The sequence below is a fragment of the Actinomadura rifamycini DSM 43936 genome, assembly GCF_000425065.1.
In the GTDB taxonomy this organism is placed as follows: Bacteria; Actinomycetota; Actinomycetes; order Streptosporangiales; family Streptosporangiaceae; genus Spirillospora; species Spirillospora rifamycini.
The window spans coordinates 40977-63674 of record NZ_AULB01000039.1; the positions used below are offsets into that span (position 1 = coordinate 40977).

A 22698-nucleotide genomic window follows, 5' to 3' on the forward strand; every position below is an offset into this window, starting at 1 on the left:
CCGTTCACGGGCGGGGAACCACGCCTCGGCGCCGCGGCCCGCCGCCGCAGCTTCGCCGTCGTCCGCCGCCTCGCGGAGCACGGGCCGGTCGTGCTCGTCGGCGCCAGCCTCGGCGGGACCACCATCACGGGGGTCGGCAACCAGGCCCCCGACAACCCGTACGACGTCCGCACCCTCGACACGTCCCACGCCGGCTTCATCTTCCGAGCCGACGAGGTGGCAACCCTCCTCACCACCCTCCCCCTCTAACCGAACGGCGAACCCGCCGCGCCTTTCCGGGCGGGGCGGGGGCTTGATCGGAGGGGCGGCCGTCGGGGTGTCGGTGCACCTCGGCGGCCGCTTCTCACTGCTCGCCGAGCATCTGCCGCAGCAGGTCCGCGTCCGTGGGGCTCGCCCAGTCGAGTTCGCCGGACGCCAGGCGCGCGACGAGCGCCCGCAGCCAGCCGAGCTCGGCCCCGACCACCGTCCGCTCGTAGTCGAGCTCGATCGTCAGGAGGTCGGGGAGGCCGCACTCGCGGACGGCGGCCAGGTGGCCGTCCGTCTCGGCCAGCGACTCCTCGAGCGCCGCCGCCCTGGTGCGCAGCGACGTCAGCGCGTCGGCCAGCGGGAGGACGCCGATGAGCGAGACGGCCGCGGTGAAGGTGCGGCGGTCGGGCCCCGGCGTCTCGAGCAGCTCCCGGAGCCGCGTCGCCAGCTCGCGGCGGCCCCGGTCGGTGATCTCGTAGACGGTGCGTTCCGGCCGCCGCCCCTCCCGGACCGTCTCGACCGGCGCGATCAGCTCCTCGCCGGCGAGCCGGTCGACCGCGTGGTACAGGCTCCTGGGCAGGCCCGTCACGTAGTCCTTGTGGGTATCGACGATCAGCCTGTGCAGCTCGTACGGGTGGCTCGCCCGGACCGTGAGCAGGGCGAGCACCGTCAGGCCGACCAGATCGGCGCGCCGGGCCATGCGCCTCCTTTCGTAGTGCGGCTTGCACTATAGCGAAGTGCGTCTCACCATAGAGCACGTTGCACTATGGAGAGAGGCATCATCATGCGGATCCTGGTCATCGGCTCGACGGGGCGGACGGGCGTCCACGTGCTGACGCAGGGGGTCGGCCGGGGGCACCGGATCACCGCGTTCGCCCGGCGTCCCGAACACCTCCCCGGAGGCGTGGCGCTCGCGGGCGTCCATCGCGGCGACGCGCACGACCCGGCCGCCGTGCGCGACGCCGTGCGGGGGCAGGACGCGGTGATCGCGGCGGTCGGCGGCAGCGGCATCGCGAGCACGCTCATCACCGCGATGCACGAGGAGGGGGTGCGGCGCCTGGTGATGACGAGCAGCCGCTCGGTGCCCGCGACCCGCCCGCGCCTCGCGGTCGGGCTGGCGTGGATCCTGCTGCGCCGGGCGTACGCGGACCTCGCGCGGGCGGAGGGCATGCTCCAGGTCAGCGGGCTCGACTGGAGCATCGCGCGGGGCACGCGGCTCACCGACAAGCCGCCGGCCGGACGCGTCCACATCGACTTCGAGGACAACGCGACGGGCGGCGCGCCGCAGCTCTCGCGCACCGACTACGCGATGGCGCTGCTCGACATCGCCGAGGACCCGGCCATGATCGGCAAGGCGCCGGGCATCTGCGGCCCGTGAGCCCGCGCGGGATCACTGGCGGAAGCGGCGCGTCCGCCCTAGATTGGTCAAGCGCTTAAAGTTAAGCAAACGACCAACACGGAGGTCTCGCGTGGAGATCGTCAAGACGCCCGCACCGCCGTCGGGCGTGCGCCGCCTGCTGTGGCGCCTGCCGATCCACTTCTACCGGTGGCGGCTCGGCGTGCTCATGCCGCCGCGGATCATGCTGCTCACCCACATCGGCCGCACGTCGGGCATGCCGCGCCGGGCGGTGATCGAGGTCATCGAGAGCGGCCCGGACGGGTACGTGGCGGCGTCCGGGTTCGGCGTCCGGGCCGACTGGTACCGCAACGTCCTGCAGACACCGGACGTCACGGTGCAGGTGGGGCGGCGCGTCGTCCCGGTCACCGCGGTGCCGATGCCGCGGGAGGAGGGCGCGGAGCTGATGGCCCGGTACGGGCCGCGGTACCCGCGGACCGCCCGGCGCCTCTGCGCGATCATGGGCTACGCCGTCGACGGCAGCGCGGACGACTTCCGCGCCGTCGGCGAACGAACCCCGTTCGTCCGGTTCGTCCCTCGGGCGGGACGGTCCGGCTGACCCGGCCCGGCGGTCAGGACTCGACGTCGGTCGGGCCCCAGTGCGCCCGCATCGTCTTGATCTTGCCGTCGTCGTCGAACGTCATCACGTCGATGACGCGGATGCGCAGGTCCGGCATCTCCACGGTGAAGGCCATCGCCGCGGCGTTGCCGTGCGAGCCGCGGATCGGTCCGTCCAGGGAGAGCTTGGCGCCGGCCGCGACGGAGTTCGCGTAGAACTCGGCGATCGCGTCCCGCCCGGTGAGGGGCGCGTTGCCGACCGGGTCCTCGACCGTGGCGTCGTCGGCGAAGAGGGCCACGACGGCGGCCGGGTCGCCGGCGTTGAAGCCGTCCACGTAGCGCTGGAGCGCGGCCTTCATCTGCTCTTGAGAGGGCATGGCGGGAGGTTAGCAAGCGATGGGTCGCCCGCCGCCGGCCGTTCCCGGTGGGCGGACACCGCCGTTCCGCGCGGCCCGGATCACACCATTCGAGTTACACAACCCGAGTTACACGGCCTGAGTTACACCGGCCCGAGTTACGGCGGTGTGGTCAGTCGGCGAGGCCGTGCTTGAAGGCGTAGGAGACCGCCTGGGCGCGGTCGCGCAGGTTCGCCTTCGCGAACAGGTTGTTGATGTGGGTCTTCACGGTGGCCTCGCTGATGAACAGGTCGCCGGCGATCTCGGCGTTGGACCGGCCCCGGGCGATGAGGGCGAGCACCTCGCCCTCGCGGCGGGTGAGGCCGTCGGGGAGGCCGGTGCCGGACGCCCGCGGGCGGTCGCCGGCCGCGACCGCCTCGATGAGCCGCCGCTGGACGGACGGGTCGAGCTGGGCGGCGCCGTCCCGGACGGCCGCGACGGCCTGCGCGATCTCGTCGGCGCCGGCGTCCTTGGTGAGGTAGCCGCGGGCGCCGGCGCGCAGCGCGGCGAAGATCGACTCGTCGTCGGCGTAGGTGGTGAGGACGACGACCTCGGTGTCCGGGTGCTCCGCCCGGATGCGGCGCGTCGCCTCGACGCCGTCCATGCGCGGCATGCGCAGGTCCATGAGGACGACGTGGGGGCGCTTCTCGGCGACCATCGCGAGGGCCTGCTCGCCGTCCGCGGCGGAGCCGGCGACCTCGATGCCGGGAAGGAGTTCCAGGAGGAGGACCAGCCCCTCGCGGACCACGGTCTGGTCGTCCACGACCAGGATTCTGGTGCTGCTCACCGCTCCCTCATCCCACCGGAAGGCGGAGGGCGACCCGGAAGCCCGGTCCGTCCGGGCCCGTCTCGAGGGTTCCGTCGATGAGTTCCGCGCGTTCGCGCATCCCCACAAGGCCGTATCCGCCGCCGCCCAAGTGTAGGCCGGGCTCCGTTCCGCCGGTGTCCGTTACTTCCAGTTCCACGATGTCCTTCAGGTAGCGCAGCGAGACGTGTGCGCGCGCGCCCGGAGCATGCTTGCGGACGTTCGTGAGCGCCTCCTGCGCCGTCCGGACGACGGTGAGCCCGGCCTGCGGGGACAGTTCGCGGACCGCGCCCGTGACCTGGACGTCGCAGGGACGGCCGGTGGACACGTAGAAGTCCTCGGCGAGTTCGGCGATCACCTCGCGGGGTTCGGGGACGTCGCCGCGGAGGGTGGCGAGGGCGCGGCGGGTCTCCTCGAGGCCGGTGCGCGCCAGGTCGCGGGCGCGCTCGACGCGGTCGAGGGCCTGCACGCGGTCGCCGTCCCGGGAGAGCAGCAGCCGCGCCCCCTCCAGGTGGACGACCTGGGCGGACAGCGAGTGCGCGAGGATGTCGTGGATCTCACGGGCGATCCGGGACCGTTCGGCGAGCACGGCGTTCGCGGCCTCGGCGCGGCGGACGGCCTGCTGGGCGGCCATGCCCTGCCGGGTGGCGACGCCGCCGAGGACGATCCCGGCGAACGCGATCAGCAGGCCGAGGTCGGCGCCGTCCCCGACGAGGTGCCCGAGGGCCGCGACGGCGGCGGCGAGGAGCGCTCCGCTCGCCAGCCCCCAGTACAGGGGCATCCGCATGCTCAGCGCCCAGAGCGCGGGCATGCACAGGTAGAAGGCGCCGTCGTAGTCCGGGTTGACGACGAACAGCGCGGCCGCGACCGGGAAGGCCGCCACCAGGCAGGGGATCAGCGGCCGGCGCGCGCCCGCGGCCGCGTCCCGCCGGCCGCGCAGGCCGCAGATCAGCAGGGCGAACAGGGCGATGTTGAGCAGCAGGACGGCGATCCCCGCGCCGTGGAGGCCGGGCGCCGGGTCGGTGGTGAAGAGGCGGTAGACGTAGGAGCCCACCCCCCAGCCGATGAGGCCGCCGACGACGAGCAGCCGGGCGGCCCGGTCGAAGCGCCGGGCCGCACCGCCGCAGTTCACGGACTCGTCCATGAGCACGACGCTAGGCGTTCCGGACGGCGGTGACCATCGGCGCACGGCTGGACCGCGGCGTCCACCGCCGGGTGGAGGCCGACATGACCGGATACCGACATGACCGGATACCGACATGACCGGATACCGACATGACCGGATGCGGCCACGTCGGCGATCTTGTTCGAGAAACTTTCAGGTTTTTGAATCAATGGTCCAGTAGCGACTGGATCGCTCCAATCCCCCCACGGAAGGCCGACGAACAGCCTTGAAGAAACGACTCCTCTCCGCCCTGATGGCGGCTCCGCTCGGCATCGCCCTGGCCGCGCCGCCCGCGCAGGCCGCTCCGGCGGCTCCCGCGGCCCCGGCGGCGACGGCCCCTTCGATCGACTTCACCTCCGAGTGCCCGCCCCTGCCGGCCGGGCAGGACCCCGCCCTCGCCACCTGCATGGTCATCGTCGTGGCGGGCGGGTCGATGAAGCTCGGCGGCATCACCCAGGAGATCAGCGAGGAGATGCGGATCGTCGCCCAGGCGACCCAGACCTCCGTGAGCGCTCCCCTGGAGTTCACGAGCGTGCGGCTCACCGGTAAGCCGATGAAGATCCCGGGCGGTGTGTTCGGGCTGCTCGGCTACCCGATCCCCGCGATCGAGGACTGGCCGCTCGTCAAGATCGAGGTGAAGCCGGAGTACGTCGGCGGCTTCAGCTTCCAGCTGCCGAAGGTCACCCTCGACATGAAGATCGGCATCCTCAACACGCTCGCGCCGCAGGGCTGCGCGATCGGATCCGACCAGGACCCGCTGAAGCTCGACCTCGGGGTGGACGTCACCGGGCTGGAGGTCGTGGACCCGGGCGACCCCGGCAACCCGTACGAGCGGCCGACCATCCTGCGCGCGCCGGCCGGCGACTCGGCGTTCGCGGTGCCGAAGACGTCCGGGTGCTGGCTGCTCGGGCCGATCACCGACGCCCTGGCCGGGCTGCCGTCGGCGCCCGGGAACAACACCGCGGCGTTCGACACCTACCTGGCCCTGGCCACCTACGACTCGGCCCCCGCGCAGCCCGCGGACCCGGTGCAGCGGCTGAAGAACCTCCGCATCGGCGGCTGACGCCGCGAGCCCGGGGCCGCGACCGGCCCCGGGCTCCCCGCCGTTCCTCGATCCGCCGGCCGGCGCGCGGATCAGACGTCGATGCGCTCGGCGTCCAGCTGGGACGCGCCCGCGGTGATGAACGCCCGCCGCGGCGCGACGTCGCTGCCCATCAGCAGGTCGAACGTCTGCGCGGCCTCCTCGGCGTTCTCGACGCGGATGCGGCGCAGGATGCGGTGCCGCGGGTCCATCGTGGTCTCCGCGAGCTGGTCGGCGTCCATCTCGCCGAGGCCCTTGTACCGCTGGACGGGCTCCTTCCAGCGGCGGCCCTTGCGCTCGAACTCGACGAGCTTCTGCCGCAGCTCCGCGTCGCTGTAGCAGTAGACGTACTTCTCCTGGCCCTTGCGCGGCTTGACCAGCTCGATGCGGTGCAGCGGCGGGACGGCCGCGTAGACGCGGCCCTCCTCCAGCATCGGCCGCATGTACCGGTAGAGCAGCGTCAGCAGCAGCGTCCGGATGTGGGAGCCGTCGACGTCGGCGTCCGCCATCAGGATGATCCGCCCGTACCGGGACGCCTCGATGTCGAACGTGCGGCCGGAGCCGGCGCCGATCACCTGGATGATCGCCGCGCACTCGGCGTTCTTCAGCATGTCGGCGACGGACGCCTTCTGCACGTTCAGGATCTTGCCGCGGATCGGCAGCAGCGCCTGGAACTCGGAGTCGCGGGCGAGCTTGGCGGTGCCGAGCGCGGAGTCGCCCTCGACGATGAACAGCTCGCTGCGGTCGTCCGTCGTCCGGCAGTCGACGAGCTTGGCCGGGAGCGCCGAGTTCTCCAGGGCGTTCTTGCGGCGCTGGTTGTCGCGCTGCGTGCGGGCCGCGATGCGGGTCTTCGCCGCGCCGACGATCTTCTCGAGGACGGCCCGGAGCGCCTGCTTCTGCGCGCGCGGCGGGTTCTCGAAGATCGCCCGCAGCTCGCGGTCGACGACCTTGGAGACGATGCGGGTCGCGGCGGAGGTGCCGAGAATCTCCTTGGTCTGCCCCTCGAACTGCGGCTCGGGCAGCCGGACCGTGACGACGGCCGTCAGCCCCTCCTGGACGTCGTCGCGGATGACGTCCTCGTCGCCGTTCTTCAGCAGCCGGGCGGCCCGCAGCTGGTCGTTGATGACCTTGACCACGGCCTTCTCGAACCCCCGCACGTGGGTGCCGCCCTTGGGGGTGGCGATCACGTTGACGAACGAGCGGGTGGCGCCGTCGTAGCCGCTCCCCCAGCGCAGCGCGATGTCGACCTCCAGGTCGCGCTCCACGTCGGTCGGGGTGAGGTGGCCCTGCTCGTCCAGGACGGGGACGGTCTCGGTGAAGTGGCCGCGGCCCTGCAGGCGCAGGACGTCGATGAGCGGGGCGTCCTTGGCCAGGTAGGTGCAGAACTCGCCGATGCCCCCGTCGAACCGGAACGTCTCCTCGACGACCTCGTCGCCGCGCTCGTCGCGGACGTCGATCGCCAGGCCGGGGATGAGGAACGCCGTCTGCCGCATCCGGTCCATGACCAGGTCGCGCTCGACGGTGGCGTCCTTGAGGAAGATCTGCAGATCTGGCCAGAACCGGACACGGGTACCGGTGACGTTCTCGGCGACCTTCGCGGTCTGCCGCATCCCGGACTTCTTCTTGAAGCGCGCGTTCGGCCGCCCGTCGTCGGCGAACTCGCCGGGCAGCCCGCGCCGGAAGCTGATCGCGTGCGTGTGGCCGTAGCGGTCGACCTCGACGTCGAGCCGGGCCGACAGGGCGTTCACGACGGACGCGCCCACGCCGTGCAGGCCGCCGGACGCGGTGTAGGACACGCCGCCGAACTTGCCGCCGGCGTGCAGGCGGGTCATGACCAGCTCGACGCCCGGCAGGCCGGTCTTGGGTTCCAGGTCGACGGGGATGCCGCGGCCGTCGTCGGCCACCTCGAAGGAGCCGTCGGCGCGCATCGTCACGCTGATGTGGGTGCAGTACCCGGCCAGCGCCTCGTCCACGCAGTTGTCGACGATCTCCCACAGGCAGTGGGCGAGGCCGCGGCTGTCGGTCGACCCGATGTACATGCCGGGTCGCTTGCGCACGGCCTCCAGCCCCTCCAGCACCGAGAGGTGCCGGGCGGAGTAGCCGTGCGGGTCTTCGGTCGTCACTTCGGCGGTCGCGGCGGTCAACGTGCGTGTGCTCCTCGGGGGTAGGACATTCGGCACGAGGGTACCCCCGGAGGCCGACAATACGGCGAATGGCTCGCCGTCGGGGCGGGCGGGACGGGCGGGGCGACGAGTTCTGGAACCGTGGGTGGACATCGGAAATGTCCACCTTTGGTCGGGTGTGCGGGGCGGGGCGGCTGCTTAGTGTCCTCGGCATGGCGCACACGATCGAGGTCTCGGGCCTCCACAAACGCTACGGGGACGTCCATGCCGTGGACGGGGTCACGTTCGATGTCGGCGAGGGCGAGTTCTTCGGCATCCTCGGTCCGAACGGGGCCGGGAAGACCACGACGCTCGAGATCATCGAGGGGCTGCGGGAGGCCGACGAGGGCGACGTCTCGGTCCTCGGGGCGGCGCCCTGGCCCCGAAACCCCCGGCTGCTGCCGCGCATCGGCGTCCAGCTGCAGGCGTCGTCGTTCTTCGAGCGGCTGACCGCGCGGGAGCAGCTGCGCACGTTCGGCTCGCTCTACGGCGTCCCGGCGCGCCGGGCGGACGAGATGCTCGAGACGGTCGGCCTGGACGACAAGGCGGACGTGCGCGTCGAGAAGCTGTCGGGCGGGCAGGCGCAGCGGCTGTCGATCGCGTGCGCGCTCGTCCACGACCCGGAGCTCGTGTTCCTGGACGAGCCGACGGCCGCGCTCGACCCGCAGTCGCGCCGCAACCTGTGGGACCTGCTGCGCGGCATCAACACCGGCGGCCGCACGATCGTGCTGACCACGCACTACATGGACGAGGCCGAGATCCTCTGCGACCGGGTCGCGATCATGGACGGGGGGCGGATGCTGCGGCTGGGCCCGCCGGCGGTCCTGGTCCGCGGCCTGGACGCCCCGGCGCGGATCAGCGTGCCGAGCGGGGTGCTGCCCGTCGAGGACGCCCGGCGGCTGCCCGCCGCGGACGAGGCGGGCGACGACGGCGTGTCGCTGACGATCTCGACGCGGGAGCCGTCCGCGGTGGTCGCCGCGATGGCCGCGAAGGACGCGCTGGACGGCGTCCAGATCCGCGGCGCCACCCTTGAGGACGTCTTCCTCGACGTGACGGGACGGGAGTACCGGGCATGAGCGGCTACGCGAGTTTCAAGAGCCTGTCACGAGCGATGCTCCTGGGGTTCCTGCGGGACCGGGGCGCGCTGGCCTTCACGGTGCTGTTCCCGCTGATGTTCCTGGTGGTCTTCGCGGGGGTCTTCGGGAACGAGTCCACCGCGAAGGTGGAGGTGCTGCGGGTCGGCTCGGTGCCCATCGTGGAGCGCGCCCTGGCGGAGGCGCCGGACGAGCTGGGCCAGGTGCTCGAGGTGACCGCGGCGCCCGACCGGGCGAAGGCCCTGCGGGACGTCGGGAAGGGCGACGCCGCCGCGGTGGTGGAGCAGCGCGGCAACGAGCTGGTCGTCCACTACTCCGCCGCCGACCAGGTGCGGGCGGGGACGGTGCGCAGCGTGATGAACCAGATCGTGCAGTCGTCGAACGTCGCGGCCACCGGGCGGCCGCCCGCGTACTCGATGTCGACGCAGCAGGTCGAGGACGAGTCCCTGAACGCGATCCAGTTCTTCACGCCGAGCCTGCTCGGGTGGGCGCTGGCGTCCGCGGGGGTGTTCGGGGCGTCGCAGACGCTCGTGACGTGGCGCACGAAGGGCATCCTGCGGCGGCTGCAGCTCTCGCCCGCCCCGATCCCGACGGTGTTCGCGGCGCGCGTCGCCGTCAGCCTCGGGGTCGCGCTCGTCCAGTTCGCGCTGTTCGTCCTGGTGGCGCAGCTCCCGATGTTCGGGTTGCGGTTGAGCGGGGCGTGGTGGATGGCCGTCCCGCTGGTCCTGTCGGGCGTCCTGGCGTTCCTGTCGATCGGGATGATGGTCGGCGCGTGGGCGAGGACGCAGGAGACCGCGCAGGCCGTCACCCAGCTCATCGTCCTGCCGATGGCGTTCCTCGGAGGGTCGTTCTTCCCGCTCGAGGCGTCCCCGCAGTGGATGCGGATGCTCTCGTACGTCTTCCCGCTGCGATATCTGAACGAGGGGATGCTGAACGTGATGGGACGCGGTCTCGGACCGATGTCCGCACTGCCGCAAATCGGCGTTCTGCTGGGCGTCGCGGCCGTCGGTGCGCTGATCGCCGTCCGGCTGTTCCGATGGGACGACGCCTAATGTGATGTCGGTCACTAATAGGCCCATTCTGCTGTGGGCGTACGAACAAGCAGGTTGGGAACGTCCACGTCGGGTTAGATGTTGTCCTAAGTACCGACCCCGAGCATGAGGAAGGTGCCGTGACTGGAGCCCTTGCCCCGACCAAGCCGCTGACCGTCGCCGACCGATGCGACCGCTGCGGCGCTCAGGCCTACGTCCGTGCGGTCCTTGTAGGCGGCGGCGACCTTCTGTTCTGCGCCCACCACGGACGCAAGTACGGTGAGGCTCTCCGCTCCAATGGGGCCGACATTCAGGACGAGACCGACAGGCTGAACGAGTCCCCGGCTACGGCTCGCGAAGACGAGCGGTAAGCCTGTCCATAGAAACGACCCGAGGACGGCGGTCACCGGAGACGGTGGCCGCCGTTCACCTTTCCCGGTCGAACGCATAGTGTAATTGACTGATCACGATATGCGATTACGGCCTGTCCGGTGCAGTGATGAAGCGCCGGAATTTCCCGAGGAAGCGGCGTTCCGCACCCGATAGCGATAACCGCCCTTTCCGCGAACCCGCGCCCCGCCGCGTCCCCGCGGCGGAGGCGCCGGCCGTCACTAGGCTGGACGGTCGGGGCGGGCCGGGCCGCCGCGACCGGCTCGCCCACCGGGCACACCGCACCACGCAGGAGGAACGTGCTTATTCTGCTGCCGCCGTCGGAGAAGAAGGCCGCCGCGGGGGACGGGCCGCCGCTCGACCTCGGGACGCTGAGCTTCCCCGAGCTCACCCCCGTGCGGGAACGCGTCCTGGCGGCGCTCGTCGAGACCTCCGGCCGCGACGACGCCGCCGACGTCCTCGGCCTGCCCGCCGGGCAGCGGGACGAGGCCCTCGCCCGCAACCGGGCGCTCCGCGAGGCCCCCGCGCTGCCCGTCGCCCGCCTCTACACCGGCGTCCTGTACGACAACCTGGACCTCCCGAGCCTGGACGAGCACGCCGCGGCCGACCGGATCATCGTGTTCTCCGGCCTGTGGGGCGCGCTGCGCCTCACCGACCGCATCCCGCCCTACCGGCTCGCGATGGGGGTGTCGCTCCCGCCGCTGGGCCGCCTCGCCGCCCTGTGGCGTCCCGCCCTGCGGCACGCCCTGTCGACCGGCGGCGACCTCGTCGTCGACATGCGCTCCGGGCCGTACGCGTCGGCGTGGAAGGCGCCGCGGCCCGCCGTGGCGGTACGGGTGTACCGGGAGCGGATCGTCGGCGGGGCGCCCGCGCGGTCGGTGGTCAGCCACATGGCCAAGGCGACCCGCGGGGAGATCGCCCACGGCCTCCTCGCCGCCGGCGCCGACCCGCGGACGCCGGAGGAGCTGCTGAAGGCCGTCGCCGACCTCGGCCACACGGCCGAACTCAACGACGGCCACCTGGACGTCGTCCTGCACGACTGACCCGGACCGCGTCCGGGCATGCGAAACGGCCCCGCCGGGTGGGCGGGGCCTTCGCGGGCCTGCCGTCAGTCCAGGTAGTCGCGCAGGACCTGGGAACGGGACGGGTGACGCAGCTTCGACATCGTCTTGGACTCGATCTGGCGGATGCGCTCGCGGGTGACGCCGTACACCTTGCCGATCTCGTCGAGGGTCTTCGGCTGGCCGTCGGTGAGGCCGAACCGCATCGAGACGACGCCCGCCTCGCGCTCGCTGAGGGTGTCCAGCACCGAGTGGAGCTGCTCCTGCAGGAGGGTGAAGCTGACCGCGTCGGCCGGGACGATCGCCTCGGAGTCCTCGATGAGGTCGCCGAACTCGCTGTCGCCGTCCTCGCCCAGCGGGGTGTGCAGGGAGATCGGCTCGCGGCCGTACTTCTGCACCTCGACGACCTTCTCCGGGGTCATGTCGAGTTCCTTGGCGAGCTCTTCGGGGGTGGGCTCGCGGCCCAGGTCCTGGAGCATCTGCCGCTGGACGCGGGCGAGCTTGTTGATGACCTCGACCATGTGCACCGGGATGCGGATGGTGCGGGCCTGGTCGGCCATCGCGCGGGTGATCGCCTGCCGGATCCACCAGGTGGCGTACGTGGAGAACTTGTAGCCCTTGGTGTAGTCGAACTTCTCGACGGCGCGGATGAGACCGAGGTTGCCCTCCTGGATCAGGTCCAGGAAGAGCATGCCGCGGCCGGTGTAGCGCTTGGCCAGCGACACCACGAGCCGGAGGTTGGCCTCCAGCAGGTGGTTCTTGGCGCGGCGCCCGTCCTCGGCGATCCACTCGTAGTCTTCGAGGTCCTCCTCGGAGAGGGCGGGGCCGTCGGCGGCGAGCCGCTCCTCGGCGAAGAGCCCGGCCTCGATGCGCTTGGCGAGCTCCACCTCCTGCTCGGCGTTCAGCAGGGGGACCTTGCCGATCTGCTTGAGGTAGTCCTTGACGGGGTCGGCGGTCGCGCCGGCGGCGGCGATCTGCTGCGCGGGCGCGTCCTCCTCGTCGTCGCTGAGGGTGAAGCCCTCCTCGTCGTTCGAGGACGCGGTGCCGGGCTTGGCGGCGGGGGCCTTCGCGGGCTCCTCCTCCTCGGCCTCCGGCGTCTCCTCGGCCTCGGCGGCGTCGTCGACGAGCTCGACCTCGAGGTCGTCGCCCATGTCCTCGAGCTCGACGTCGACGTCGTCCTCGAGTTCGGCGTCCTCGCCGGCCTTCTTCGTCGCGGCCTTGCCGGCGGCCTTCTTCGGGGCCGCGGCCTTCTTGGGCTTGGCGGCGGCCTTCTTCGGCTTCGCCTGCTTGGCGGCGGGCTTGGCGGGCGCCGGACGGGCCGGACGCTCGGCCTCGGGCGCCCCGCCCTCGGCGTCGCCGACGACGGCGGTCACCGTGTCGGGCTGCTCCTTGGCCGCGGCGGCCGTCCGGGGCCGGCGCGTCGCGGGCGCCGCGCGCTTGCGCGAACGCTTGGGCGCCGCGGAGTCGGCAGCGCTCACCATGACGATCACACCCTCCTTGCTGACGCTCCGCAGGATGTCACGGCCCGCCGACACCGGAATGTTGGCTTCCTCGAACGTGCGGCGGATGTCGTCGGCGTCGAGGCGATTTCCCTGGGACCGTCCACGCTCGATCAGTTGCGCGATGACGTGATCGTGCAGATCTGACGCTTTCGAGGTCGAGCTAGCAGGCGACACAAATACCTCTCGAACGAACGTGTGGCTTGGATATACCCAAGTGCCCTGACGGGCCCGGCCTCACACGGGGTGGGACCTCACACTGGACGGGACCTCCGGTGCGGACCCGCAGCGTACCCGCTCTCACTGGGTCAAGCATTCTGGCACGGCTGCGCTTTCCGCCTCTGACGTCCTACCCGGTAACTCCCCACCTTAGATGGCTCGGGACGGTCCTTCGTACGTACGGCTCCGTCTTCGTGACGTCTTCGCGTCGTGTCCGGACGATCTCACGCGGGCTTGGGCGGGACGTGCAGGGCGAGCACGGTCACATCGTCTACCTGCTCGTATCCGGCAAGCATCCGATCGACCAGGAAGTCGACGAGTCTCTCGGGATCTCCTACCACTTCGGGTGGGGCGTCCTCGGCCACGGCGACCAGCTCCTCCAGACCTGCGTGCACCCCACGTCTACGGTTCTCCACAAGTCCATCGGAATAGAAGACGACAGTGTTGCCGGTTTCGATGGAAAAACTTGTCTGCTCTCGCGGGCTGGGCCAGCCGAGCGGGGTCCCGGCCTCGTCCTCGCTGACCTTCGCGGGCGCGTCCGGCGAGATCAGGAGGGGCGGCGGGTGCCCGGCGTTGCTGAACGCGCCGCGCCCGGTCTCGGGGTCGATGACGACGTACGCGACCGTGGTGAACTGCTCCTCGTCCTCGGTGGCGCTGAACAGCCGGTCGAGCCCGGCGAGGACGGCGGCCGGGCGCGGGTCGTTGAGCGCGAGGGCGCGCAGCGCGTTGCGGACGCGGCCCATGCCGGCCGCGGCGAGGACGCCCTTGCCCATGACGTCGCCGACCGCGACGGCGAGCCGGTCGTCGGGCAGCCGGAACACGTCGTACCAGTCGCCGCCGACCTGCACGTGGCGCGTCGCGGGGTTGTAGCGGGCGGCGAGCACCATGCCGGGGAGCTGCGGCAGGTCGCTCGGCAGCAGGCTGCGCTGGACCTCCTCCGCGGTCTTGTGCTCGCGCTCGAACAGCAGCGCCCGCTCCACGGCGAGCGCGCACTGGCCGGCGAGGGCCTCCAGGAAGACCCGCTCCTCCTCGGTGATCTCGCGGGGGCGGGTGAAGGAGAACCGCAGCGCGCCGATCGGGGCGCCCGCGGCGAGCAGCGGCAGGCCCACCCAGGCGCGCTCCTCGGTGTGCCGGGCGAACAGCCCCTTCTCGTCGCGGCCGAGCTGGAGGCGGAGGCTGTCGGGGTGCTCGGCCAGGAACGGCCGCCCCTCCCGCACCGCGATCGACATGACCGTCTGGTCGCTGACCTTGATCTCGGCGGCGTCGTGCCCGGCGTCGTCCTCGCCGCCCGGCTGGGACGGCGTGACGATGCTGAGCCGCAGCTTGTCGTCGTCCAGCAGCGCGACGGCGGAGTAGTCGGCGCCGATCGCCGACCGCCCCACCTCGGTGATCACCTGGACGACCTGGGAGACGGTGAGCGCCTCGGCGAGCATCGAGGTGGCCTGCTGGAGCCGGGCGGTGCGCAGCGCGGCGGCCGACAGCTGCTCGGTCAGCCGGCCGCGCATCTCCTCGGCCTCGCGCTGCCCGGTGACGTCGGTGTTGGCGCCGACCCACTCGATGACGGCGCCGCCCTCCCAGATCGGCACGGCGCGGACGTCGAAGTGCCGGTAGGCGCCGCTCTTGGTGCGGATGCGGTAGTTGGTCTCGAAGACGCGGTTCTCCTCGACGGCCCCGCCCCAGATCGTCTCGATGCGGGGGCGGTCCTCGGGGTGGACGACCGACAGCCAGCCGCCCTCGGCGTACTCGTCGGGCGCCTGGCCGGTGATCGCGCGCCACTCGGGCGCGTCGTCGAGCACCCGGCCGTCCGCGGCGGCCACCCAGACGACCTGCTCCCCGGCCTCGACGAGCGAGCGGTAGCGCTGCTCCTTGCGGCGGACGATCTCCTCGGCGCGGCGGCGCTCGGTGACGTCCAGGACGGCGAGGACGACGCCGGGCGGCTCGCCGCCGGGGCGTTCGCCGCCGGGGCCGCGCGCGGGCAGCCAGGCGCAGGCGAGGACCCGCTCGCCGACGGCCGCGGCGGGCGGCGCGTCGACCGCCCCGGCGGCCGCCTCCGCGGCGGGCCCGGCGTGCTCGGCGTGCTCGGCGTGCCCGGTGTGCCCGGTGTGCTCGGTGTGCCCGGTGTGCTCGGTGTCGGGCGCCGGGACGACGAGTTCGTCGTCCAGCGGGCGGCCTTCGGCGAGGACGGTGCGCAGCGCCGTCTCGAACGCGGCGGCCAGCGGCTCGGGCAGGCACTCGGCGGGGCGGCGCTGCTGCAGGTCGCGGACGGGCCGGCCGAGCAGCGCGGCGAGCCCGTCGCTGGCCCGGCGGCAGCGCAGCTCGGCGTCGAAGAAGGCGAGGCCGCCGGGGGCCTCCTTCAGCAGGGTCGCGTAGAGCGCGGCGTCGGACGCATCCATGGGCTGCTCCTCCACCCCTGAAACGCGGGGATGCGGGACGGACGTCTCAGTGCTCACGGACACCACCTCCGCCCCGAAGATCCCGTACCGCGCGGCAAGTTTTCATCACTATGAGTGAATGGGAGCAGGTTAGCGCTCCCGCCTCCATCACAACACCGGTCGGAGTCAGGTACTCATCATCCCGATGGTTCGCCGCCTGCGGAACCCCCGGACGCATCGTCGTCCTCCGGCCATGGGCGACCTCCTCGGGCTGCGCGCCGGTCCGCGGCGCGCCGGCGGCGCCCCATCGGATCGGCGAGTAGGAGATGTTACGGTGCGCGGGCACCGAACGAGGGCATCTCGGGTCCTTCGGCGAGTCCGCGCGGGCCCGCGCGTCCGCCGTCCGTCCGGCCCGTCCCACGGGGGCGTTACCCGGACGCCTTCGCGGCCTTGGCCGCCGCCTTCGTCTGCTGCTTGTACGCGCGGACCTCGGCCAGCGAGTCGGGGCCGGTGATGTCGGCGACGGAGCGGCGCGATCCTTCCTCTCCGTAGTCGCCGGCGGCCTCGCGCCAGCCGTCGGGCCGGACTCCGTACTGCTTGCCGAGGAGCGCCACGAAGATCTGCGCCTTCTGCTTGCCGTAGCCCGGGAGCGCGTTCAGCCGCTTGAACAGTTCTTTACCGTCGGCGACGTCCTTCCACAGCCGCTCGGCGTCCCCGTCGTAGTGCTCCACGAGGTACCGGCACAGCTGCTGGACGCGCTTGGCCATCGACCCCGGGTACCGGTGGACGGCCGGCTTCTCCGACAGCAGCGCGGCGAACCGCTCGGGGTCGCAGGCGGCGATCTCGTGGGCGTCCAGGTCGTCCGCGCCGAGGCGCTCCATGATGGTGTGGGGCCCGGAGAACGCCCATTCCATCGGCACCTGCTGGTCGAGGAGCATGCCGATGAGCGCGGCGAGCGGGCTGCGCCCCAGCAGTTCGTCGGCCTCGGGCCGCTGTGCGAGATGAACCTTCGTGGCCATGCCCCTCAGCTTAGATCTGTCGGAACCCTTACGGCTGCGGCTCGGGCCTGTTCGCGCCCGCGTCGTGCTGCCTTAATGGGGACGTGAACGAGGAGGAAGCGACAGAAGGCGCACCGGTCGGGCGGCGGATCGTCCTGGGCATGCTCGGGCTGGGCGCGGCGGGGGTGGCGGTGGGCGCCTCCCTGCAAGACCGGGTGAGCCGGGCGCTCGCGCCCGTCGGGACGATTCAGGACGTCCTGCCCGCGGCGGGCGGGTTCCGCTACTACTCGGTGACGCCGAGCGTCGACCGGCGCACCGCGGCGTCGTACCGGCTGCGCGTCGGCGGGCTGGTGGAGCGGCCGCGGACGTTCCGCATGGCGGATCTCGCGCGGCTGCGCCCGACGGCCTTCACCCGCGACTTCCAGTGCGTGACGGGGTGGCGGGTCGCGGACGTGCGGTGGGCGGGCGTCGCGCTGCCCGATCTGCTGGACGCGGTCGGGGTGGCGCCGCGGGCGCGCGCGGTGCGGTTCACGTCGTTCGACGGCGTCTACACCGAGTCGCTGACGCTGGAGCAGGCCCGCCGCCGGGACGTCCTGGTCGCGACGCGGATGGAGGACGGGCCGGTCACGCACGACCACGGCGGCCCCGTACGCCTTTACGTCGCGCCCATGTACGGCTACAAGTCCCTCAAGTGGCTGGACGGCATCGAGCTGACCGACGAGGTCGAGCCGGGCTACTGGGAGGAACGCGGGTATGACATCGACGCCTGGGTGGGGCGGTCGAACGGACGCGACGATGTACCCACCTGAGCCGTACCCACCTGAGCCACGCGAGCCTGGGCGGGGCGAGGCGTCCGCGCGGCGGCTCGTCCGGTTCACCAGGGCGGAGCGGTCCGTTCATCATGTGACCGGGCTGCTGATGCTGGTGTGCCTGGTGACGGCCGCGCTGCTGTACTTCCCTTTCCTGACGACGTTCGTGGGGCGTCGGGAGATGGTCAAGACCGTCCACGTGTGGTGCGGGTTCGCTCTGCCCGCGCCGATCGTGCTGGGTCTGCTGTCGCGGGCGTTCCGGGCGGACGTCCGGCGGCTGAACCGGTTCGCCCCGCACGACTGGGAGTGGCTGCGGCGCCGGGACCGCCGGGATGTGCGCGGCGGGCGCGGGATCCTGCCGGTGGGGAAGTTCAACGCGGGCCAGAAGCTGAACGCGTCGTTCACCCTCGGCGCGATCCTGATCATGCTCGCGACCGGAGAGATCCTCACGTTCCCCGGGCCGTGGCCGGACGCGTGGCGGACGGGCGCGACGTTCGTCCACGACTGGCTGTTCCTGATCGTCCTCGTGGTCACCGCCGGGCACCTGTGGATGGCGTTCGGGGACCGGGAGGCGCTCACCGGGATGCGCACCGGCCGCGTCGACGCCGGCTGGGCGCGGCGGCATCACGCGGGCTGGGCGGACGCCGCGGGGGCGCGTGCCGGACGGGCGGGCGACGCGCACGGGGCGGAACACGAAGAAGCCGGTCCAGAATTTGCGGAACGACCACCCGGCATGCCTTGACTCTCCCCGCAAAAAGGCTGGAATGGGACATCGAGGCAGGTGCGGGCGGGCGACCCGCGCGCCGTGATCGGCGCGGGCCGGACGGACGCGCGCCGCGCCTCGCCCGGCGAGCCGTCCCGCCGCCGGAACCCCGTGCGCGGAGGTGTGCGCAGATGCCTGCACAGTTGCCTGCACCGGCCGGTCACCGGAGCGACGCGCTCGCCCGCCGGCTCTCGGACGAGTTCGCGAGCGTCTCCCCGGACGCCGTGCACCGCTGCGTGGCGGACGTCCAGGCCCGCATGTCCCACCTCGGTCTCGAGCCCACGCCGCCGCGCGTCGAGCGGATGGCGCGCGAGCACCTGACGGGCATGCTGAAATCCGAGCCGCCCTCGGGACGCTCCCCCGGCGGCGTCGACGGCTGACCCGGCGGGCGGACCGCCCGGACCGGCCGCCGGACCGCGGGCGCGTTCCGGAGACCGGCCGCCCGGAATCTGACAAGCTAGGTGCGTGACTCCCCGCAGCCGCCACCGCTCCCCCGGGGAACCGGCGCAGGACGCGCCCTCCGGCGAAGTCGCGGAGATTTTCGACGGCATGCTCCACCACGCCCGCGAGCTGCTGGCCGTCCGCAGCCCGCTCGACGCCGAGCTGATCGTCAGCGAGATCCTCGGATCGTGGTGGGGCCACCGCGTGCCCGGCGGCGACGTCGAGAAGGTCATCGGCGAGGCCCTCATCGGGTACGCCGAGCGCGCCGCGACGCCCGCCGCGCTCGCCCTGCTGACCGGCGTCGCCTACCTCGGCACGCCCCGGCAGTCCGCGCTGGCCGAACGCGCCGCCCTGGGGCTGATGCGGCGCGGCGTCGCCCGCCCCGGCTGGGCCGACCGGGTCGGGACGGTGACGCCCGAGCAGTGCTTCGCGTCCCGCGACGTCTACGGCGACCAGGACTCGATCGTCTGCGTCTACTCCTACGGCGACGCCGAACGGCACGCGCTCGTCGTCCTGGTCGACCGGACGAAGGCCGAGACCGTCCCGGACCCGGGCGAACCGCCGGGCGTCCGGCGGGGGCGCCCGCCCGCGAGCGGGATGGTCCGGGACGCGTGGGTGTCGTCGCAGGTCGACAAGCTGCTCGACCACTGCCGCACGGAGGGCCGCGACAACCCGCTGATGCGGTTCGAGCAGCTCGACCCCCGCGACACCAAGGCGCTGCTGCAGAGCGCCCTGGAGCTCACCAACGAAGTCGAGGACCCGCCCGTCAACGACAACTTCGGGTCGTACCACGCGTTCGTCCGCGCGCGCGCCGGGATCCTCCCGCCCGGCGGGCGGCTCCCGCAGCCCCCGGTGTACGGGCGGGACCGGCGCGCCACGCTCGCCGCGCGGTTCCTGGCGTCCGACGAGGCCGAGGAGCTCTCGGACCGCTCCGCCGCGAGCCGCTGCGTCGACCGGATCATCGAGTACGGCTGCGCGCACGACTTCGGGCGCCCGCTGCGGGTCAGCCCCGTCAAGTGCGAGATGTTCCTGCTCGACTGGCTGCCCCGCAAGGTGCTGCTGTCCCCGAGCGAGCAGGAGGCCGCCCCGCACGTCCTGGCCGCGTGGGTGCGGTGGGCCGGGCGGCGCACGGGCCTGCCCGAGGAGGGCGTCCGCGCGACCCTGGACGCCGTCTGGGACGCCACCGCGACGTTCGCCGACGCCTACCGCGACCCGTCCGCGTTCGGCCTCGACCGGGAGATCGTCGACCGGCTGCTGCCCGACGGCGACCTCGAGGCGCTGCCCCGCCGCGCGTTCGCGCTGCCGTTCCTCACCGGCACCCACCGCAGCTCCGGGCGGCACGGCGCGATCGACCTGTCGGCCCTCGACCCGTCCGACCCGGACGACCGCCGCGTGATCCTCGAGTTCGAGCATCCCAGCGCGGGCGACGAGCACCTCGACGCCCACGAGCGCGTCACCGCCCGGCTGTGGGACGGCGACCCGCCCGAACTGTGGGAGACCGCCCAGGCGCTCCTGGACGACGGCTGGCCGCGGCACGAGATCCTGCACCGCCTCATCGACGCCGTGGACGACCACGGCGGCGACCCGCGGGCCCTCCGCGACGCCCTGCGTGGGCTGCGTCACGAACCCCCGCCGGGGTGACCCGCCGGTTTGCGCGCGGCGGCCCCGGCGACAATCATCGGTTTCCGGGCACGGTCTCCAGGGGGCGAGAGACCGGCCCCCGGCCGTAGGGAGTGATCTTGTTGGAGTGGTCCGAGTTCGGCCGGCGGCTGGCGCGCGAGCTGGCGGCGCTCGAATTGGACACGATCCTCATCGTCCGGGAGCGGGACGAGAGCCGGCACTACGTCCAGGCCATGCGCGAGCCCGACCGGCTCTACGCCGAGGCCGTCAGCAACAACTTCCTCGTCGGCCCGCTGCTGCTCACGCCCGCCGACGAGGAGGTCATGAGCGAGGCGGGCTGGCGGCCGCCCGCCGAACCGGCCCCCCGCAACTGGTGGACCGAGCTGCCCGGCGGCGGCCTGCCCGGCGACTTCGCGCGCCTCGCCGACGTGATGGTCACCGCGCTGCGGGACGTCCAGGGCGTGCGGCGCCCGTCCGAGCTGGTGTACGAGTCTTTCCACCGGCACGGCACCGGGCTGATCGAGCTGCCCGGCTTCGGCATCGACATCGCCGACCCGGCCCGCATCACCCGGCGCCGCGACGCCCACCCCGACACCGCGGCGGAGGCGTCCGCGCTCCCCGCCCTCCCGGCCGGGGGGCCGCCCGGCGCCGACTCCGACGGGCTGGAGCCCCTCCTCGCCGACGCGAAGGAGCGCGGCGACCACGGCACGTACTTCTCCCTGCTGGGCCGCGCCGACCTCGTCCTGCCCGCCACCGGCCCCGCCGTGGAGGACCCCGACCGCGCCGAGCTGCCCACGATCACCATCGGCACCGGCACCTACGTCACCGTGTTCACCTCCCCCGGCGCCCTCGCCCGCACCGGCGACCGCCACCCCGGCCTGTACCGCCGCACCTCGTTCGCCGCGCTGTCGGCCGGCTGGCCCGACCCGGCCTGGCAGCTCGCGATCAACGCGGGGCTGCCGAGCGAGGTCCTCCTCGACGTCACCGCGCTCGCCCGGCTCAGCGCCGAGCACGGCTCCCCGTCGGTGAACGGCGAGCAGGAGGTCCCGCAGACGACGATCGACGCCTACTCCGTCGAGGACCTGCAGAAGGCCCTCGACGCCGGGACCCCCTACTTCGACGCCGCCCCCGAACCGGAGGCGCTCGGCGCGCCGCCCCGCGCCGCCGAACCCGCGGGCGTCCCGATCCGGCCGCCGCACGGCACCCGGCTCTGGCGGTGGAACGGCACCAGCGACCAGTCCCCGATGGCCGTCTACGACGCCATCGGCGGCGTCTGGGCGCCCGCCCGTGCCGACGCCGTGCCCGCGCCCCGCTCGGACTGACGGCCCGCGCGGCGCCGCATCCGCTAACGTCTTACTACCGCCGGGTACGGCGGCCCCCGCCCCCACGGACGTGAGAGTGGACCCGAGTTGGACTGGAACGACTTCGCCAAACGGCTGACCCTGGAACTCTCCCGTCTCCCCGTGGGGTCGTTCATCATCGTGCAGGCGCCGTCCGGCATGCCGTACGTGCAGGCGATGCGCGGCGAGGAGGGCATGGACGCCGAGGCCGTCGGCAGCGCCTTCCTCCCCCGCCCCCTCGGCCACCTGCAGGAGCGCCGCCTGCGGTCGCTCGGCTGGGAACCCCCGGACGACGCCCGCCGCCGCAACTGGTGGGACCACTTCGACGTCCGCGAGCCGGGCCGCCGCGACCGCGACGGCCGCGCCGCCGCCGAGCGCCTCGAGGCGTGCGCGATGCTCGCGGGCCGCATGGTCGGCGCGTTCCGCGACGTCTACGGCATCGGCTCCCCGCTCGAACTCGTCTACCAGGCCGCCCGCATCGGCAAGGACGGCGGCCCCCTCGCCCTGCCGGGCCTCGGCATCCCCGTCGCGATCCCCGACGGCGGCGAGCGCCTCGCCGAACGCCCGTCCGGCTCCGCGCTCGAAACCGCCCTCGCCGACGCCCGCGAGCGCGGCGACCAGCGCGGCTACCTCGAACTGCTGGCACGCGCCACCCTCTACCTCCCCGCCCCCGGCGACGCCGACGCCGCCGACCAGCAGTACGCGACCGCCCGGTTCGGCGACGGCACCTTCATCCTCGCGTTCACCTCCCCCGAGGCCATGGAGCGATCGCTGCAGGGCCAGGCCGTCCACCACCGGGAGGCGTCCCTGGCCCGGCTCGCCCGCCACTGGCCGAACCCGCGCTGGCAGCTGGCGGTCAACCCCGGCCTGCCCAGCGCCTCGTACCTGGACGCCAACGCCCTGTTCGAGCCCGAGCACCCCGACCCCCCGCGCCCGTCCCGCCGTCCCCGCAAGACCGGCCGCCGCCGCGCCGCCCCCAGCGAGCCCCCGACCGACCCCGTCCCCGCCCGATCCCCAAGCGAGCACGGCCGCATCCCGAGTGACGCACCCGCCGGTACCACCCCGGGCACGCCCCGCCCGCCCGCAAGCACGCGCGGCCACGCCCCAGGAGACGCGCCCGGCGGGCCATTGGCCCCCGGCGGCCCCGCCGACCCGCTCTCCACCGGCCCCACGCACTCCCCGGGCGGGCCCCGGCCGCCCGCAAGCACGCGCGGGAGCACCCCAGGAGACGCGCCCGGCAACGCGTCCGGTGG

22 protein-coding genes are annotated in these 22698 nt (G+C 73.0%); 14 read left to right on the top strand and 8 right to left on the bottom strand.

What is annotated here, in order from left to right:
- Positions 1–90 precede the first annotated feature (90 nt).
- Complete coding sequence (locus H505_RS51250) at positions 91–249, top strand: hypothetical protein (protein ID WP_211238585.1); 159 nt, start codon at positions 91–93, stop codon at positions 247–249.
- A gap of 94 nt (positions 250–343) precedes the next feature.
- Here H505_RS51250 and H505_RS0130350 read toward each other — a convergent pair whose 3' ends face one another.
- Entirely contained in the window at positions 344–946 is a 603-nt protein-coding gene (locus H505_RS0130350) for a PadR family transcriptional regulator (RefSeq protein ID WP_026404973.1), read from the bottom strand.
- Positions 947–1012: 66 nt separating this feature from the next.
- On the opposite strand from H505_RS0130350, the gene H505_RS45305 reads away from it, so the two are divergent.
- Together H505_RS45305 and H505_RS0130360 are read left to right on the top strand one after the other, a co-directional pair.
- Positions 1013–1624 carry an NAD(P)-dependent oxidoreductase gene (locus tag H505_RS45305; protein WP_084550996.1) on the top strand — a complete coding sequence of 204 codons (612 nt, stop codon included), beginning with the start codon at positions 1013–1015 and terminating at the stop codon, positions 1622–1624.
- A gap of 91 nt (positions 1625–1715) precedes the next feature.
- Positions 1716–2201 carry a nitroreductase family deazaflavin-dependent oxidoreductase gene (locus H505_RS0130360; protein WP_026404975.1) on the top strand — a complete coding sequence of 162 codons (486 nt, stop codon included), beginning with the start codon at positions 1716–1718 and terminating at the stop codon, positions 2199–2201.
- 13 nt (positions 2202–2214) lie between these two features.
- Here H505_RS0130360 and H505_RS0130365 read toward each other — a convergent pair whose 3' ends face one another.
- The 3 genes from H505_RS0130365 to H505_RS45310 form a co-directional block, all read right to left on the bottom strand.
- A complete protein-coding gene (locus H505_RS0130365) occupies positions 2215–2577 on the bottom strand; it encodes a steroid Delta-isomerase (protein WP_026404976.1) in 363 nt (120 codons plus the stop codon).
- Between the two features lie 151 nt (positions 2578–2728).
- A complete protein-coding gene (locus H505_RS0130370; protein ID WP_026404977.1) occupies positions 2729–3382 on the bottom strand; it encodes a response regulator in 654 nt (217 codons plus the stop codon).
- A gap of 7 nt (positions 3383–3389) precedes the next feature.
- Positions 3390–4544 carry a sensor histidine kinase gene (locus H505_RS45310; RefSeq protein WP_034520612.1) on the bottom strand — a complete coding sequence of 385 codons (1155 nt, stop codon included), beginning with the start codon at positions 4542–4544 and terminating at the stop codon, positions 3390–3392.
- Between the two features lie 247 nt (positions 4545–4791).
- On the opposite strand from H505_RS45310, the gene H505_RS0130380 reads away from it, so the two are divergent.
- On the top strand, positions 4792–5628 hold the full coding sequence (locus tag H505_RS0130380) for a hypothetical protein (RefSeq protein ID WP_157433189.1): 837 nt from the start codon (positions 4792–4794) through the stop codon (positions 5626–5628).
- Positions 5629–5699: 71 nt separating this feature from the next.
- Here H505_RS0130380 and H505_RS0130385 read toward each other — a convergent pair whose 3' ends face one another.
- Entirely contained in the window at positions 5700–7790 is a 2091-nt protein-coding gene (locus H505_RS0130385; protein ID WP_026404979.1) for a DNA gyrase/topoisomerase IV subunit B, read from the bottom strand.
- A 191-nt stretch (positions 7791–7981) separates the two neighbouring features.
- Here H505_RS0130385 and H505_RS0130390 point away from each other — a divergent pair, with 191 nt between their 5' ends.
- The 4 genes from H505_RS0130390 (at position 7982) to H505_RS0130405 (ending at position 11366) form a co-directional block, all read left to right on the top strand.
- Entirely contained in the window at positions 7982–8884 is a 903-nt protein-coding gene (locus tag H505_RS0130390; protein WP_026404980.1) for an ABC transporter ATP-binding protein, read from the top strand.
- On the top strand, positions 8881–9954 hold the full coding sequence (locus H505_RS0130395; RefSeq protein ID WP_026404981.1) for an ABC transporter permease: 1074 nt from the start codon (positions 8881–8883) through the stop codon (positions 9952–9954). Before H505_RS0130390 ends, H505_RS0130395 begins: the two co-directional genes overlap by 4 nt.
- Positions 9955–10073: 119 nt before the next feature.
- The gene (locus H505_RS52085; RefSeq protein ID WP_026404982.1) at positions 10074–10304 is read left to right on the top strand and encodes a DUF7455 domain-containing protein; all 231 of its coding nucleotides are present in this window, start codon (positions 10074–10076) and stop codon (positions 10302–10304) included.
- 318 nt (positions 10305–10622) lie between these two features.
- Complete coding sequence (locus tag H505_RS0130405) at positions 10623–11366, top strand: YaaA family protein (RefSeq protein ID WP_026404983.1); 744 nt, start codon at positions 10623–10625, stop codon at positions 11364–11366.
- A 65-nt stretch (positions 11367–11431) separates the two neighbouring features.
- Here H505_RS0130405 and H505_RS0130410 read toward each other — a convergent pair whose 3' ends face one another.
- From H505_RS0130410 to H505_RS0130420, 3 genes are all read right to left on the bottom strand, one after another.
- The gene (locus H505_RS0130410; protein WP_084551000.1) at positions 11432–13060 is read right to left on the bottom strand and encodes an RNA polymerase sigma factor; all 1629 of its coding nucleotides are present in this window, start codon (positions 13058–13060) and stop codon (positions 11432–11434) included.
- A gap of 266 nt (positions 13061–13326) precedes the next feature.
- Complete coding sequence (locus tag H505_RS0130415) at positions 13327–15495, bottom strand: SpoIIE family protein phosphatase (RefSeq protein WP_245592665.1); 2169 nt, start codon at positions 15493–15495, stop codon at positions 13327–13329.
- A gap of 407 nt (positions 15496–15902) precedes the next feature.
- The gene (locus H505_RS0130420) at positions 15903–16493 is read right to left on the bottom strand and encodes an HhH-GPD-type base excision DNA repair protein (RefSeq protein ID WP_026404986.1); all 591 of its coding nucleotides are present in this window, start codon (positions 16491–16493) and stop codon (positions 15903–15905) included.
- Positions 16494–16576: 83 nt separating this feature from the next.
- On the opposite strand from H505_RS0130420, the gene H505_RS0130425 reads away from it, so the two are divergent.
- From H505_RS0130425 to H505_RS50230, 6 genes are all read left to right on the top strand, one after another.
- A complete protein-coding gene (locus H505_RS0130425) occupies positions 16577–17281 on the top strand; it encodes a molybdopterin-dependent oxidoreductase (protein ID WP_211238586.1) in 705 nt (234 codons plus the stop codon).
- Positions 17268–18023 carry a cytochrome b/b6 domain-containing protein gene (locus H505_RS45315; protein ID WP_281173495.1) on the top strand — a complete coding sequence of 252 codons (756 nt, stop codon included), beginning with the start codon at positions 17268–17270 and terminating at the stop codon, positions 18021–18023. Before H505_RS0130425 ends, H505_RS45315 begins: the two co-directional genes overlap by 14 nt.
- A gap of 152 nt (positions 18024–18175) precedes the next feature.
- Positions 18176–18424 (top strand): hypothetical protein, encoded by a 249-nt coding sequence (locus H505_RS0130435; RefSeq protein WP_051301333.1) that lies wholly within the window; start codon positions 18176–18178, stop codon positions 18422–18424.
- Between the two features lie 169 nt (positions 18425–18593).
- A complete protein-coding gene (locus H505_RS0130440; protein ID WP_034520599.1) occupies positions 18594–20126 on the top strand; it encodes a hypothetical protein in 1533 nt (510 codons plus the stop codon).
- 98 nt (positions 20127–20224) lie between these two features.
- Positions 20225–21427 carry an SseB family protein gene (locus H505_RS0130445; RefSeq protein WP_233617972.1) on the top strand — a complete coding sequence of 401 codons (1203 nt, stop codon included), beginning with the start codon at positions 20225–20227 and terminating at the stop codon, positions 21425–21427.
- An 87-nt stretch (positions 21428–21514) separates the two neighbouring features.
- A partial coding sequence (locus H505_RS50230; RefSeq protein ID WP_026404991.1) for an SseB family protein occupies positions 21515–22698 on the top strand: 1184 nt, incomplete at its 3' end.

Bases quoted from the DNA above. Each gene is read 5' to 3' on its own strand.
- H505_RS0130350 (WP_026404973.1), bottom strand. From the start codon at position 946: ATGGCCCGGCGCGCCGATCTGGTCGGCCTGACGGTGCTCGCCCTGCTC.
- H505_RS45305 (WP_084550996.1), top strand. From the start codon at position 1,013: ATGGAGAGAGGCATCATCATGCGGATCCTGGTCATCGGCTCGACGGGG.
- H505_RS0130420 (WP_026404986.1), bottom strand. From the start codon at position 16,493: ATGGCCACGAAGGTTCATCTCGCACAGCGGCCCGAGGCCGACGAACTG.
- H505_RS45310 (WP_034520612.1), bottom strand. From the start codon at position 4,544: ATGGACGAGTCCGTGAACTGCGGCGGTGCGGCCCGGCGCTTCGACCGG.
- H505_RS0130435 (WP_051301333.1), top strand. From the start codon at position 18,176: ATGCCTGCACAGTTGCCTGCACCGGCCGGTCACCGGAGCGACGCGCTC.
- H505_RS45315 (WP_281173495.1), top strand. From the start codon at position 17,268: ATGTACCCACCTGAGCCGTACCCACCTGAGCCACGCGAGCCTGGGCGG.
- H505_RS0130390 (WP_026404980.1), top strand. From the start codon at position 7,982: ATGGCGCACACGATCGAGGTCTCGGGCCTCCACAAACGCTACGGGGAC.
- H505_RS0130365 (WP_026404976.1), bottom strand. From the start codon at position 2,577: ATGCCCTCTCAAGAGCAGATGAAGGCCGCGCTCCAGCGCTACGTGGAC.
- H505_RS0130440 (WP_034520599.1), top strand. From the start codon at position 18,594: ATGCTCCACCACGCCCGCGAGCTGCTGGCCGTCCGCAGCCCGCTCGAC.
- H505_RS0130415 (WP_245592665.1), bottom strand. From the start codon at position 15,495: ATGGATGCGTCCGACGCCGCGCTCTACGCGACCCTGCTGAAGGAGGCC.
- H505_RS0130395 (WP_026404981.1), top strand. From the start codon at position 8,881: ATGAGCGGCTACGCGAGTTTCAAGAGCCTGTCACGAGCGATGCTCCTG.